A 14294-nucleotide genomic window follows, 5' to 3' on the forward strand; every position below is an offset into this window, starting at 1 on the left:
GAAACCTTGCAGAACCTCTAAAGCACCGCGGGCAAGCCTTGCTCCCACAGGTTGACCCTATACCCCCTGTGGGAGCGAGCCTGCTCGCGATGGCGTCGCATCAGTCAACATCAATGCTGGCTGAACCACCGCTATCGCGAGCAGGCTCGCTCCCACAGGTACGTGCCTGTCCAGGTCTAACTGGTTTACAGGCTCAGATTGCGGTTCGAAGCCTTGAGGAATTCCTGCTTCAACTCGGCAAACGTATGCACCGCCGGGAATTGCGGGAATTCACGAATCACATTCTCCGGCGCATGGAACAGAATCCCGGCATCGGCTTCGCCCAGCATCGTGGTGTCGTTGTAGGAATCCCCCGCCGCAATCACCCGGTAGTACAGGCTCTTGAAGGCCAGGACCGACTGGCGCTTGGGATCTTTCTGACGCAACTGGTAGCCGGTCACCCGCCCGCCGTCATCGGTAATCAGGCGATGGCAGAGCAAGGTCGGGAAGCCCAGCTGGCGCATCAGCGGTTGGGAAAACTCATAGAACGTGTCGGACAGAATCACCACCTGGAAGCGCTCGCGCAGCCAGTCGACGAACTCGATGGCACCGTCCAGCGGCTTGAGGGTGGCGATGACTTCCTGGATATCGGAGAGCTTGAGGCCATGCTCGTCGAGGATGCGCAACCGTTGCTTCATCAGCACATCGTAGTCGGGAATGTCCCGAGTGGTTGCCCTGAGGGATTCAATCCCGGTTTTTTCAGCGAAGGCGATCCAGATCTCCGGGACCAGCACACCTTCCAGGTCGAGACAGGCAATTTCCACAAGACACTCCCATTTTTTTGATGTTTATCGGTTGAGCGAACAAAAGGCCTGCCGACTCTAGCCATTCGTCGAAGCCCGCGCAACGCACAGGGACGCGCCAGCCCCGACAGCTTTTGTTACCATCAGCCCCATATAGAGCGCCCAGCGCCACCGACCTGTAGGAAACCGCCCTGATGAGCCCATCGTTTGACGTCGTGGAACTCGCCACGACCTATGCCAACAAGTCCCCGCAGGACATCCTCAAGCTGGCTTTCGCCGAATTCGGCGATGACCTGTGGTTGTCCTTCAGCGGCGCCGAAGACGTGGTGCTGGTGGACATGGCCTGGAAACTGAACAAGAACGTCAAGGTGTTCAGCCTCGACACCGGTCGCCTGCACCCGGAGACCTATCGGTTCATCGACCAAGTGCGCGAGCACTACAAGATCGACATCGAACTGGTGTCGCCGGACCACACGAAACTTGAACCCTTCGTGAAGGAAAAAGGCTTGTTCAGTTTCTACAAGGACGGTCATGGCGAGTGCTGCGGCATCCGCAAGATCGAGCCGCTGCGGCGCAAACTGACCGATGTCCGCGCCTGGGCCACCGGCCAGCGCCGCGACCAGAGCCCCGGCACCCGCAGCCAGGTGGCGGTGCTGGAAATCGACACGGCGTTCTCTACCCCCGAGCGCACCCTGTACAAATTCAACCCCCTGTCGCAGATGACCAGCGAAGAAGTCTGGGGCTACATCCGCATGCTCGAACTGCCTTACAACAGCCTGCATGAACGCGGCTTCATCAGCATTGGCTGCGAACCTTGCACCCGCCCGGTGCTGCCGAACCAACACGAGCGCGAAGGCCGCTGGTGGTGGGAAGAAGCCACGCAGAAAGAATGCGGGCTGCACGCCGGCAACATCATTGCCAAATCCAAGAGCGTCTAAGCGAGCGCCAGACTCTGTACACAAAAATGTCACCACAAGTGCCATTTTTGTGTGCACTTACTTCGTAACTGCCCCGAAAGGTTACACCTTCCCTCCCGCGTTATCTGTTCTCCCTTCTTCACTGGCGTTCGCCAAAAAATAAATACCTGTTTAAACGGTCAGTTTTAAATCACGGTATTTCAGCTAGTTATTTAAAACCCATAACAAAACGAAATTAGTGCTGCAACGGATAGATCCGTAAGTGGCATAAATATGGCTTGAGTCGATAAGTGTTTTGTATACAACATCTATAAAACATACACACACTTTAGATCCGCAAGCCTGAAGCGCCCTATCCCGTACAGGCTGCAGATGCCCCGTAACCAATGATGCTCGCCCGCCGCGACGAAGATTTGTCGAGCCTCGCGCTCATGCACAGTCATCGCAGCGCCGAGAATCAGGAGCCTGCCGGAATGCGTACAAGTCTCTCCAATAACATCGCGCTGGATCTGCCCTCCTCCACCCCCGCCCTCGAAGACCACACCGCGTCCCTGGCACTGAGCCCGAGGCTGCACAACAAGGACCTGGCGCCGACCAAGGCCGAAGGCCGCCGCTGGGGCCGCTACAGCATCTTTGCCCTATGGACCAACGACGTGCACAACATCGCCAATTACTCCTTCGCCATCGGCCTCTATGCCTTGGGCCTGGGCGGCTGGCAGATCTTGCTGTCCCTGGGGATCGGCGCGGCGCTGGTGTATGGTTTCATGAACCTGTCCGGCTACATGGGCCAGAAAACCGGGGTGCCGTTCCCGGTGATCAGCCGGATCAGCTTCGGCATCCACGGCGCGCAGATTCCTGCGCTGATCCGCGCGGTCATCGCCATCGCCTGGTTCGGGATCCAGACCTACCTGGCGTCCGTGGTGTTCCGCGTGTTGCTGGTGGCGATCCACCCGGGATTCGCCGACTACGACCGCGACTCGATCCTAGGCCTGTCGAGCCTGGGCTGGGTGTGTTTCGTGGCGATCTGGTTCGTGCAACTGGTGATCCTGGCCTACGGCATGGAGATGGTGCGCCGCTATGAAGGCTTTGCTGGCCCGGTGATCCTGGTGACCGTCGCGGCCCTCGCCGGGTGGATGTACACCCAGGCCGACGCCACCATTGCCTGGTCAATTCGCGAGCCGCTGACCGGAGGCGAAATGTGGCGCAATATTTTTGCCGGTGGCGCGCTGTGGCTGTCGATCTACGGCACCTTGATTCTCAATTTCTGCGATTTCGCCCGCTCCTCGCCGTGCCGTCGGACCATCATCGTCGGCAATTTCTGGGGCCTGCCGGTGAACATCCTGGTGTTTGCCGGGATCACCATCCTGCTCTGCGGCGCGCAGTTCCAAATCAACGGGCAAATCATCGAAAGCCCGACCCAGGTCATTGCCTCGATTCCCAACACGTTTTTCCTCGTGCTTGGCTGCCTGGCCTTCCTGATCGTCACCGTGGCGGTGAACATCATGGCCAACTTCGTCGCCCCGGCCTTTGTCCTCAGCAACCTGGCGCCCAAGTACCTGACCTTCCGCCGCGCCGGGCTGATCAGCGCCGCGATCGCCGTGCTGATTCTGCCGTGGAACCTCTACAACAGCCCGCTGGTGATCGTGTACTTCCTGTCCGGCCTCGGCGCCCTGCTCGGGCCGTTGTACGGGGTGATCATGGTCGACTACTGGCTGCTGCGAAAAGGCCGCATCAACGTGCCGCAACTGTACAGCGAGGACCCAAACGGTGCGTATTTCTACAGCAACGGGGTCAACCTGCGTGCCGTGGCGGCATTCATTCCGGCCGCGCTGATCGCCATCATCCTGGCCCTGGTGCCCGGTTTTGACGCAGTATCACCGTTTTCCTGGCTGATTGGCGCTTCGATTGCAGGGTTGTTGTACCTGATCATCGCCAAGCGCCAGCCGTATTACGAGGACGTCAGCGGTGAGTCCATCGCTGTGGATAACGTTCATCATTGATCGCCCGAACGGCCCGCCCGGTTCGGGCCGCTTACTTTTGTGTGTTAAGGAGGACAGCTCATGCGAATTCTCGTGGTCAACGTCAACACCACCGAATCCATCACCCAAGCCATCGCCCGCCAGGCCCAGGCCGTCGCCGCGCCGGGCACCGAGATCGTCGGGCTCACGCCACATTTCGGCGCCGATTCCATCGAAGGCAATTTTGAAAGCTACCTGGCGGCCATCGCGGTGATGGACCGGGTGATGTCCTACGACCAGCCGTTCGATGCGGTGATCCAGGCCGGCTATGGCGAACACGGTCGTGAAGGCCTGCAGGAACTGCTGAACGTGCCGGTGGTGGACATCACCGATGCGGGCGCCAGCACGGCCATGTTCCTCGGCCATGCCTATTCGGTGGTCACCACCCTGGACCGCACCGTGCCGCTGATCGAAGACCGGCTCAAGCTGTCCGGCCTTTTCGACCGCTGCGCTTCGGTAAGGGCCAGTGGCCTGGCGGTGCTGGAGCTTGAGCAGGATCCGCAGCGGGCGGTTGAAGCCATCGTCCGGCAGGCCGAGCTGGCAGTCAGCCAGGACAAGGCCGAGGTGATCTGCCTGGGCTGTGGCGGCATGGCCGGGCTTGATGAGCAGATCCGCCAGCGCACCGGGGTGCCGGTGGTCGATGGGGTGACGGCGGCGGTGACCATTGCCGAATCGCTGGTGCGGTTGGGGTTGTCGACGTCGAAAGTGCGCACCTATGCCACGCCGCGGCCCAAGACCATTATTGGCTGGCCGGGGCGGTTTGGGCGGTGAGTGCATGACTTTAGACCGAGGCGCCCCCTTCGCGAGCAAGCCCGCTCCCACAGAAGATCTGTGTCGTACACAAATCTTTTGATCAATACAATCAAATGTGGGAGCGGGCTTGCTCGCGAAGGGGGCGACTCGGTCCGAAGCCTGGCTCAAACCGCACTAAACCGCCGCGCCAACCCCTGCTCGGCAAACTGCTCGATGATGAAATCCACGAACGCCCGGGTCTTGCCCGGCAGCAACTTGTGCTCGGCGTAGTAGATGGAGATGTTGCCATCATCGACGTACCAGTCCGGCAATACCCGCTGCAGCGCCCCGGATTCCAGAAAAGGCATGGCGATCGGCATGCTCACCAGGCCGATACCAAGGCCTTGGGCCGCGGCCGCGCAGTCGGCTTCCGAATCGCTCATGGTCATGCGCGTCTTGAGCGTCAGCGGGCTGTGTTCGCGGCTGCGGCTGGTCAACTGCCAGGAACGCACGCGCCCGGTTTGTGGCGAACGAATCAGAATGCCCTGATGCTGCGCCAGATCTTCCGGCTCTTTCACCACGGCATGGGTTTGCAGGTAGTCCGTAGCGGCAACCAGCACCCGATGGGCCACCGTCAACTTGCGCGCCACCACGCCTTGGGGCAGCTCGAAACCGCCGCCGATGGCGGCATCGAAGCCCTGGCCGATCAGGTCCACTTGGCGATTATCGAAATGCCAATCCGGGTTGATCGCCGGGTAGCGTCGCAGAAACGCCCCCAGCAATGGCACGACATACAATCGACCGAACGCCGTGCCCATGCTCACCTTCAGCGTCCCCGCCGGTTGCCCACCAGCGCTGGCCAGGTTGGCGACAGCGTTCTGGATGGTGTTGAAGCTGCTGCCGACCTCCGTCAAGAACAACTGGCCGGCTTCGGTCAGCCGCAGGCTGCGGGTGCTGCGCTGGAACAGGCGTACGCCCATTCGCGCCTCCAGCTTGGCGACGCTTTTACCCACCGCCGCCGGGGTCACGCTCAAGCGTCGCGCCGCCTCGGCAAAGCTGCCGACTTCGGCGCTGCGCACAAAGCATTCGATACTGTTAAAGGTCTCCATGGGCGCCACTCTAAACTTTTGGTTTAGACAGACTATAGCAACGACGGTCTACACAGCCCATGACCGCTTCTTGATACTCGCTCCATCACCGCGGCATCTCGCCCCGGCACACTTTGGAGAACATCATGAGTAACCCAGCACTGAACGGTAAAGTCGCCTTGGTCCAAGGCGGTTCGCGCGGCATCGGCGCCGCCATCGTCAAACGCCTCGCGGCAGAAGGCGCCGCCGTGGCCTTCACCTATGTCAGCTCCGGCGCGAAATCTGAAGAACTGCAGAACAGCATCACCGCAGCGGGCGGCAAGGCCCTGGCAATCAAGGCCGACAGCGCCGACGCCGACGCCGTGCGTAACGCCGTCGCCGCCACGGTCGAGGCGTTTGGTCGGTTGGACATCCTGGTCAACAATGCGGGCGTGCTGGCCATGGGACCGCTGGAGGAATTCACACTCGAAGATTTCGACCAGACCCTGGCCATCAACGTGCGCAGCGTGTTCGTCGCCACCCAGGCGGCGGCGCGGCACATGACCGAAGGCGGTCGCGTCATCAACATCGGCAGTACCAATGCCGACCGCATGCCCTTCGCTGGCGGCGCCACGTACGCCATGAGTAAATCGGCACTGGTCGGCCTGACCAAAGGCCTGGCCCGTGACCTGGGCCCGCGCGGCATCACCGTCAATAACGTGCAGCCCGGCCCGGTGGACACCGACATGAACCCGGCCGACAGCGACTTCGCCTTGAGCCTGATGTCGCTGATGGCCGTCGGTCGCTACGGCAACGTCGATGAAATTGCCAGTTTCGTCGCCTACCTGGCCGGGCCGGAAGCCGGTTACATCACCGGTGCCAGCCTGACCATAGACGGTGGTTTCGGCGCCTGATCCAGGCATGGAAAAACGCCGGTCATGGCTTCATCCCATGGGGCGAGGGAGCTTGCTCCCGCTGGGCCGCGCAGCGGCCCTCTTTTTCAGGCCCATTCCAACTCCGGCAAACCACAAAGGCTTGGCTGGAACATCCTCAAGGAGCGGATGATCCCGTCGGCATGGGCGTATTTTTCGTCCGCCATGGCCGAATCCGGAATGGCAATGGCGGTCATGCCAGCCGCTTTCGCGGCCGTCACGCCGAACGGGGAATCCTCGAACACCAGACAATCGCGCGGCTCGACACCCAGGCGCCGGGCGGCGGTGAGGAAGATATCCGGTGCCGGTTTTGCCGCGCCGACTTCGGGGTCATCCGCCGTCACGATGCAATCGAACAGCGCGAACCAGTCCCGGTGCAAGGTGGTTTTCAGCTCGAACGTAGGGCTCGACGAACTGGTCCCCACCGCTATCGGAATGTTGTGGGCCTTCAGATGCCGCACCAGTTCCTCGGCGCCAGGCATGCCCAGGGCGTGAGGAAAACGCTCGCGCATCAAGGGCTCGCGAATGGCCAGGAATTCCTGGGGCGTGATCGGTAATTCCAGCGCCTGGACGACGTAATTGGCCAAGTCCACAGCCCCGCGTCCGATGATGTTCTGTTTGACGCTCCAATCGAACGTGCGCCCATAGCGCTCGGCGATGATGGAAGTCACCTCGGTGTAGATCCCCTCGGTGTCCAACAACAGCCCGTCCATGTCGAAAATCACAGCCTTGATCGGGCCAAACTCTTTCAGCGGTGCATTCATCGCATCTGATCCGTTATCAACACAACATTCCAGGGATGGCTCAGGTGCGCCAGGGTAGCGTGTTCGCCTTAAAGGATTCAGCAGGATAACGAAGGGGGCTTGGAACCGGCAATGGGAAATCCATGGACGGGTTTTGTGGCGAGGGCGCTTGCTCCCGCTCGGTTGCGCAGCGACCGTAATATCGTGGGGCTGCTTCGCACCCCAGCGGGAGCAAGCTCCCTCGCCACAAAAGCGGATCGGTTTGGATGACGATGCAGCGGTTATTGACCCGAGCTGCCGGAGCCGCCCGATCCCGAGCCGCTGCCGCCCGAGCTGCCACCGCTGTCGCTGGTACCGGTTCCTCCGCTGGTGCCACCGCCGGCGTCGGCGCCGCCCATCGTGCTGCCGCCACTCATCGAACCGCTGCCGGTGCCGGGGCTGGTGCTGCTGCCGCTGGCATCGCCGCCATTGCCACCACCGACGGAGCCTGGGGGCAAGGCGTTACCGCTGGCACCGGACGTTGAGCCAGCCTCCATTTCCGAAGAAGGTGGCATCCCGCCCTTGTCCACGGGAGGCGTGCCGCTGGAAGATTGTGCGAAAGCGGCCAACGAACTGACCGAAAGAATCCCGGCGAGTGTCAGCGCTGTCATGTTGGACTTCATCATGGTGAGTCTCCTTTTCAAGGTACTTACCTGATGTGTGGCATGCGTGAAGGGTCGATGGTGCCACTGGATCGACGGGCGGGCTGTCGATCAGCTCGGCTTGCCGGAGGCATCATCACCAGCGATATCCGGGTCATCCGGGGTCGCCTCGACATCCTCGTCGTCGCTGGGCACTTGCTCGACGCCCGCTTCGTCATCGGGCGGCAGCTGGTCGCGGCTCAGCGGGTTGGTGGGCGACGGCAGCGGGTATTCGGGGGTTTCTTCGTCGTCGCGGGCGGGCGAATGGGCAGTCATATATAACCTCCTGGCAGGTGAACGCACCTGTTCTGCAGCTTAAAGAACCGGGCGATCCGTTTGAGCGCTTTCACTTGTAGGATTCGTCCTCAAGTTCAGCGTCCTCATCGTCGAGCAAGGGCACTTGTGCGTCGTCCATCAGCGAACCGGGGTCTTCATTGCCTGGGTCGTTGGGGCCTGGGTCATTGATGAAGGGAACGCCCGTCGGGCCTTTTTCTTCCTTGCCTTCAGTTTCCGGCGTCATGACACACCTCGCGATTGCTGATGGATGTATGAATTTGAGGCGGGGGGGCGGCAATCGTTCCCCTGTGTGGGAGCGGGCTTGCTCGCGATGGCGGTGTCACAGTCGATGACGATGTTGGATGTGCTGGCCTCTTCGCGAGCAAGCTCGCTCCCACAGTTTTTTTGTGTCGTACGCAGATGTTACGAACACCCCAAATCCCCTGTGGGAGCGAGCCTGCTCGCGATGGCGGTGCCGCTGTTACATAGCGGCTGGCGCTGTTTGTTGCCCTTGCTTTAGGCATCAAAAGAAGCCCCAAAAAAAACGGCGCTTTTCATTTCTGAAAGAAGCGCCGTTTTTTCCAGTTGAACAGCATCACGGCATGAGGCCGGATCCATTCATCCAAGCATCCGCTTAGCGGTGCTTTCTCTTGTGCTTGTGCTTCTTGCCACCGGAGTGACCGTCGTTGTCATTGGACAGGTTGCTGCCCAACGCGCCGCCCGCCGCGCCGCCGATGCCTGCGCCGATAGTGGAGCCGGTGGAGCCGCCCAGGCGGTTACCGACAATCGAGCCACCGGCCGAGCCCAGGCCACCGCCGATGGCGGCTTCCGTGCGGCTGCCTTTGCGCGCGCCCACGGCGCTACCGGCTGCGCCGCCGACACCGGCGCCAATCGCGGCGCCTGTGCTGCCGCCCATCTGCTGGCCGACCACGTTGCCCAACACACCGCCCAGACCACCGCCGACCGCGGCGGTACCGTCGCCGGCAGCCATCGCGCCCTGGGCAACCACTAACCCCAGTAACAAGGTGGACAAAGTCAAACGCATGATAGAAACCTCAAGAATGCCGCATCGGGGAGAAATGGCCGATGCGTGCGGGCGCGAGTTTACGCCACACAACGTCAGCCATGACGGTTGGACAACGAAACGGCGGATTATTTTATGACAGGCAAAAAAAAGCCCGCTGGGGAAACGGGCAGGTACTGCTTTCTAACGGATGAGCTCAGAGTACGTACCTGCTTGTGAAAGAAACGTGAAAGAAACCGCGGTTTGAGAAAAGATGAAAAATATTTATGTAAAGACCGGGATATCCCTGTAGGAGCTGCCGAAGGCTGCGATCTTTTGATCTTTCGCTTGAGACTCAATTGTCAGAGGAAAGATCGCAGCCTCGTTGCACTCGACAGCTCCTACACAGCTCCTGCGCAGCCCCGGCGGGAACGATCTCTGGCAACGACTCGTCGTCATTTCTTGACCGGAACCCTGGGCAAAAACTTGGCCTTCTCCCCTCGCTCCACCTTGGCCACCTTCGTCCTGATGGACTTGATCGGCTCATCGCCAAAGTCTGCATGGTAGGTCGACTGGCCACACTGCAACCCTTCATTGATCGGATATGCGGCTCCGTGCTCCTCGCTGTACGGTGTTCCCATTGCCTTTCCCCTTTCATTGAGGTCCATACCGGCAACAACCGGTTGCCTGACAATATCGACCTTCACGACAGTGAGACTAGTCGGTCATCAACAGACTGTTGATTCAACAGCGCCCTTCGCCGACGAATGGAACTCACTGTTTCAAAAAGGAAACACTCATTCAGCACCCAGCATCGTCCGGTTCAAAACCCGGGAAACCTGATCGGCGGAATAGGGTTTGGACAAGAACTCGAAGCCCTCATGACCGCTGTGGGCCAACTCTTCGCTGTAACCAGAAGTCAGCACCACCGGCAGGTCCGGGCGACGCTGGCGCAGTTCTCTCGCCAGGGCAATCCCGCTGATGCCGGGCATCACCACGTCAGAAAATATCGCGTCGAACGCCATCGCATCCGGGCCGACCATCTCCAGCGCTTCTTCGGCGTTGGTCGCCCAGGCGGTTTCGTAGCCCAGGTCCTGGAGGATCTGATTGGCAAAACGCCCCACCTCCAAATTGTCTTCCACGACCAACACCCGACGCTTGCCCTTTTCCAGCACCAGGGGCGTGTGTTCTTCCTTGACCGGCTCGTGGTTTTTCTCGGGCTCCACTTCCGGAAGGTACAAGGTAAACACCGTCCCTTCGCCCACCACGGTGGAAACATCGACGTTGCCACCGGACTGCTTGGCGAAGCCAAACACCTGGGACAAGCCCAACCCCGTGCCCTTGCCCACTTCCTTGGTGGTGAAGAAGGGTTCGAAGATGTGCTCGAGCACTTGCGCGTCTATACCCGTACCCGTATCGGCCAAGGCGATGGCGGCAAAGGATTGCCCGGCCCCGGCATGACCACGGATCGGCGGCATGCCACCGCCACAGCTGAGCCGCAGCCACAGCGTGCCCTGGCCATTCATGGCATCCCGCGCATTGAGCGCCATATTGATCAGCGCCGTCTCGAACTGGCTCAAATCCGCACGGATGTAACAGGGCCGATCGCACAACTCGACGTTGACCTGGATCCGCGCCCCCGTGACGGTTTGCAGCATGTCCCCCAGGCTCTGCACTAGCTTGCCCACGTCAATGACTTGCGGCTTCAAGGGCTGGCGCCGGGCAAACGCAAGCAACTGGCTGGTCAACTTGGAGGCGCGCTCCACCGTTTCGGACACCGCCGTCATGTAGCGTTGCCGGCGATCGTCGGACAGGTTGGGCATGCGCAGGAAATCGACCGAAGAACGGATGATTGTCAGCAAATTGTTGAAGTCATGAGCCACGCCGCCAGTGAGCTGGCCGATGGCTTCGAGCTTTTGCGACTGGCGCAGCGCCGCTTCGGTCTGTTTCAACCGCGTGGTGCGTTCCTCGACCCGTTCCTCCAACGTCGCGTTCAACTCGGCCAGGGCCGCCAGGCCTTCGCGCACAGCGGCGTCGGCACGGGCGCGCTCAATGTGGGCCCAGGAGCGCTCGGTGACTTCCATCAGCAGCGCCAGATCGTTGGACGACCAGATCCGCGGCGTCTTGTCGTGAATAGCCATCAGCGCGGTCAATCGCCCGCCCTTGATCAACGGCACGCAAATGGTCGCCGCGATGCCAAGGGCCTGGAACGCCGCCGCTTCCTCCGGCGGCAGCTCCTTGAGATTATCGTTGAGCACCAGCGGCTTGCCGGCCCGCAGATTCGTGACCGCCAGTCGGCCAAAATCAGCCAGCCGATAGTGCCCAAGAATATGCGGCGAGCCCACCCGGGCCCAATCGCCGCGAATGGTGAAACCGTCCTCGTCCTCATCCATGTCGGCGTAGGCACAATTGGACAGGTTCAAGTGCGCCGCCAGGATCCGCGTGGTGGTCGCCATGATGGCCTGCGGGTCGGTGGCGTTTGCCACGGCGGTGCCGATGGCATCCAACACCGCCAGCCGCTGGGTCATGAACACCGTGGAAGTGGTCTCGGTGACCGTGTCCAGCATGCCCACCACCTTGCCGAACTGGTCACGGATGGGGCTGTAGCAGAACGTGAAATAGGCCTGCTCAGGACCGCCGCCGCGCTCGATGATCAGGGGGAAGTTCTCTATATAAGTGGCTTGCCCCTCGAAGGCGGCCTGCACGATTGGCCCGATATCGCGCCAGACCTCCTGCCACACCTCATCGAACCCTCGCCCCAGCGCCTCGGGCTTGCTGCCAAGGATCGGCAGGAACGCATCGTTGTACACCGTGATCAGGTCCGGGCCCCAGACGATGGCCTGGGGAAAATGCGAGGCCAGGCTCAGCGCCACGGTGGTCTTCAACACATCGGGCCACTGGCCTGGCGGCCCCAACGACGTGCCCTCCCAAGGATGGCGGCGGACCCGTTCAGCCATTTCTCCGTAGCTCTGGAGCCAATCTGTCATGCGTTCGATCCTTCTGAGACGCCAATACCAACGAGGGGAAAGCTTGTGACCCCAGGCAGGGCCGTATTATCCCGCGCGGGGTGGGAATGCGCGATTGGAATGTGGGATGCGTCGGGGGGTAAATGGGGGGTAACGGGCAGATATGGGCGATGAGGCTACAGAAATATCCTACAAATCGTTGTGTTTTGGCCGGATGTACGTGAGGGGCTTGCCTGGTTGTAAGACATACAGCTCAGATACTCAGGGCTATGGCAACGTCCTACATATGATTGGGAATCCCCTTCCCTATCAATCCCTTGCGTATTTTTTGCGGTGGCGACTATAGTCTTGGCGTCGCCCAAATGGCGGCCGGGTTTGGCGACTCGATTGACACAAGTGCAACGGTGCTTTCTGCTGTGGCAGAAGCACACTCGTGCTCACAGAAACTGCTTTATGGCAGCTGTGCGCGGGAGACCTTCGGGTCTGCCGGCTCCTTGTGTCACCGGTTCGCCAACCTGCGTACAGCTGTCACCCTTTGTTTGGCGACAAAGTGTGGCAGTTCATTCATGACACAAGGAATTGATATGAACCGATATATGGGCCTCACCAGCAACGCCGACGACCAACCCCTCTACGTCGATACCACCGCCCCACTACACATCCTGCTCGACTCAGCCGCCTACCGAATCCGTGCCGCCACCCAGTTCCTGGAGAACTTGGCGATGCGTGATGAACTGACCATCGACCCCGCAACCCTTCAGGACCTGGCACAACTGTGCTGCATCCCACTGCGTGATGGGTGTGACGTGATGGATGTGATTGCCCGACGATTGGATGCAGCACCGGCCGGTTCCACTCTATAAGCCTGCCCGCCGAATAAGCCTGCTATCCGACAACCTGTGGCGAGGGAGCTTGCTCCCGCTGGGCTGCGCAGCGGCCCCTTTTGTGAGCGCTGCGCACTCAAGCGGGAGCAAGCTCCCTCGCCACAAAAGAAAACAGCTCCATGTCATGGTTTGGCTGTAGTAGAGGACTCCCCAATGACGCACACCGCTACCGACAGTGTCGCAACTCAGGTCCGCAGGCTTGCTGAAACCCACAATGTTACTGCTGAGCTTGACGCCATCAGTCGTATGGCCGCGACCATTACCCGTCTGACCGGCGACGTCGTCGAACTGGATAACGTCGAACAGTTGCTCGTCAATCTCAAGAGAAAAGGCATTCTGAGCAAGTCTGAGATCCTGACGCTCCAAGGTGAGTACCTTCAAGAAAGAAGACGCGCCAAGAAACGTAGCGCATGAGTGTTGATCCGCTCAGTGATTCCGAAACCGCAGGTTATCTTCAAAATTTACTAGTTGGTTTGAAAAACGCCTCCTGACGGAGGCGCCTTGAGTCAAGAACTCCGAGTCATCTCAGAAGCAAGCACTAACCGCTCAAGACCGATGCCGAATCCTGCCCCCTCTCGATAGGCTCCACCGCCGACAACCTGCTGCTGTGCCCCTAACACCGGACAACGCACCTCAAACCCATTCCCTTCAAGGTAATAACTTAATCCACGCTTCACTGATAGATTGAGTTCGTATTCGAGCCCCAGCGAGTCAAGAAAACCGATGCAAATTGCTTGGCTACGCTGTAATGCCAGATTCGGCGTGGGGCTAAGAATTTCCAGTCCCAGTTGAGTGAACTCGCGATACCGACCCGCTTGAGGTCGCTCATACCGGTAACAACGCGCCACGTAAAAAAACATCGCTTCTTCTCGTGATCCGAGAAGTAAATCATTGCGCTCCTGAAAAAGCGCGGTGGCCTCTGGGATGAGGCAACAAGAACGTCCGGCCTTGTCGTCAAAAGCCCACATTTGCCCGATTATTTCACTCCCGCCGGCTTTCTCTATAAACGTGTCCTGGCCCCACAACGCAGGAACTATGGCCTCCTCAGCCCCTGCATCGATGAAGATAGCTCCGAAAGCGCCCCTCCAGCTCTCGCATGAGTACAGCTTCTTTTCCAGTCACTATTCGGGTTCCGCGAAGCATAGTCATTTTTCCGATCTCACTTTTTACAACCAATAAAAAAGGCGCCGTCGGCGCCTTGGTTTGTTTCATTGATGGGTCAGAATGGATGTTTCGAATTCTGATCAATCGATGAGTATGAGCAACCGCGGCACTCTGGGTGAGGTCCGTGATG

At 60.0% G+C, this 14294-nt stretch carries 16 protein-coding genes; 6 read left to right on the forward strand and 10 right to left on the reverse strand.

The annotated features are described in order from the left end of the window. Window positions 1-185: 185 nt before the first annotated feature. A complete protein-coding gene (gene thrH / locus HU767_RS18495; protein WP_186730177.1) occupies window positions 186-803 on the reverse strand; it encodes a bifunctional phosphoserine phosphatase/homoserine phosphotransferase ThrH in 618 nt (205 codons plus the stop codon). 173 nt (window positions 804-976) lie between these two features. Here thrH and HU767_RS18500 point away from each other — a divergent pair, with 173 nt between their 5' ends. From HU767_RS18500 to HU767_RS18510, 3 genes are all read left to right on the forward strand, one after another. Then, window positions 977-1720 (forward strand): phosphoadenylyl-sulfate reductase, encoded by a 744-nt coding sequence (locus HU767_RS18500; RefSeq protein WP_186709680.1) that lies wholly within the window; start codon window positions 977-979, stop codon window positions 1718-1720. Window positions 1721-2172: 452 nt separating this feature from the next. Further along, on the forward strand, window positions 2173-3699 hold the full coding sequence (locus HU767_RS18505) for an NCS1 family nucleobase:cation symporter-1 (protein WP_186730178.1): 1527 nt from the start codon (window positions 2173-2175) through the stop codon (window positions 3697-3699). 60 nt (window positions 3700-3759) lie between these two features. Continuing rightward, entirely contained in the window at window positions 3760-4488 is a 729-nt protein-coding gene (locus HU767_RS18510; RefSeq protein WP_060741345.1) for an aspartate/glutamate racemase family protein, read from the forward strand. 146 nt (window positions 4489-4634) lie between these two features. Here the strand turns inward: HU767_RS18510 and HU767_RS18515 are convergent, their stop codons facing one another. Beyond that, window positions 4635-5558 (reverse strand): LysR family transcriptional regulator, encoded by a 924-nt coding sequence (locus tag HU767_RS18515; protein ID WP_186730179.1) that lies wholly within the window; start codon window positions 5556-5558, stop codon window positions 4635-4637. A gap of 125 nt (window positions 5559-5683) precedes the next feature. Between HU767_RS18515 and HU767_RS18520 the strand changes: the two genes are divergently transcribed. Continuing rightward, window positions 5684-6430, forward strand: a complete 747-nt coding sequence (locus HU767_RS18520) for a 3-oxoacyl-ACP reductase family protein (protein ID WP_186730180.1) — start codon at window positions 5684-5686, stop codon at window positions 6428-6430. An 86-nt stretch (window positions 6431-6516) separates the two neighbouring features. On the opposite strand, the gene HU767_RS18525 is transcribed toward HU767_RS18520, so the two are convergent. The 7 genes from HU767_RS18525 to HU767_RS18555 all read right to left on the reverse strand — a co-directional run bounded on the left by HU767_RS18525 (window position 6517) and on the right by HU767_RS18555 (window position 12137). Then, complete coding sequence (locus tag HU767_RS18525; RefSeq protein WP_186709688.1) at window positions 6517-7212, reverse strand: HAD-IA family hydrolase; 696 nt, start codon at window positions 7210-7212, stop codon at window positions 6517-6519. 260 nt (window positions 7213-7472) lie between these two features. After that, entirely contained in the window at window positions 7473-7856 is a 384-nt protein-coding gene (locus tag HU767_RS18530) for a hypothetical protein (protein WP_186709690.1), read from the reverse strand. 87 nt (window positions 7857-7943) lie between these two features. After that, window positions 7944-8147 carry a hypothetical protein gene (locus tag HU767_RS18535; RefSeq protein WP_186730181.1) on the reverse strand — a complete coding sequence of 68 codons (204 nt, stop codon included), beginning with the start codon at window positions 8145-8147 and terminating at the stop codon, window positions 7944-7946. 70 nt (window positions 8148-8217) lie between these two features. Continuing rightward, window positions 8218-8391 carry a hypothetical protein gene (locus HU767_RS18540; RefSeq protein WP_162893857.1) on the reverse strand — a complete coding sequence of 58 codons (174 nt, stop codon included), beginning with the start codon at window positions 8389-8391 and terminating at the stop codon, window positions 8218-8220. A gap of 390 nt (window positions 8392-8781) precedes the next feature. Continuing rightward, window positions 8782-9192 (reverse strand): glycine zipper domain-containing protein, encoded by a 411-nt coding sequence (locus HU767_RS18545; protein ID WP_186709693.1) that lies wholly within the window; start codon window positions 9190-9192, stop codon window positions 8782-8784. Window positions 9193-9605: 413 nt separating this feature from the next. Continuing rightward, window positions 9606-9857 carry a hypothetical protein gene (locus HU767_RS18550; RefSeq protein WP_225917600.1) on the reverse strand — a complete coding sequence of 84 codons (252 nt, stop codon included), beginning with the start codon at window positions 9855-9857 and terminating at the stop codon, window positions 9606-9608. A gap of 90 nt (window positions 9858-9947) precedes the next feature. Further along, window positions 9948-12137: a response regulator gene (locus HU767_RS18555; RefSeq protein WP_186730182.1), complete on the reverse strand. Its 2190-nt coding sequence runs from the start codon at window positions 12135-12137 to the stop codon at window positions 9948-9950. A 563-nt stretch (window positions 12138-12700) separates the two neighbouring features. On the opposite strand from HU767_RS18555, the gene HU767_RS18560 reads away from it, so the two are divergent. Next, complete coding sequence (locus HU767_RS18560) at window positions 12701-12979, forward strand: short-chain dehydrogenase (RefSeq protein ID WP_186709697.1); 279 nt, start codon at window positions 12701-12703, stop codon at window positions 12977-12979. 174 nt (window positions 12980-13153) lie between these two features. Beyond that, the gene (locus tag HU767_RS18565; protein ID WP_186709699.1) at window positions 13154-13414 is read left to right on the forward strand and encodes a hypothetical protein; all 261 of its coding nucleotides are present in this window, start codon (window positions 13154-13156) and stop codon (window positions 13412-13414) included. Window positions 13415-13506: 92 nt separating this feature from the next. Here the strand turns inward: HU767_RS18565 and HU767_RS18570 are convergent, their stop codons facing one another. Then, window positions 13507-14106, reverse strand: a complete 600-nt coding sequence (locus tag HU767_RS18570) for an ATP phosphoribosyltransferase regulatory subunit (protein ID WP_186709723.1) — start codon at window positions 14104-14106, stop codon at window positions 13507-13509. Window positions 14107-14294 lie beyond the last annotated feature (188 nt).

This window comes from Pseudomonas sp. SWRI179, from assembly GCF_014268705.1.
GTDB lineage: Bacteria > Pseudomonadota > Gammaproteobacteria > Pseudomonadales > Pseudomonadaceae > Aquipseudomonas > Aquipseudomonas zanjanensis.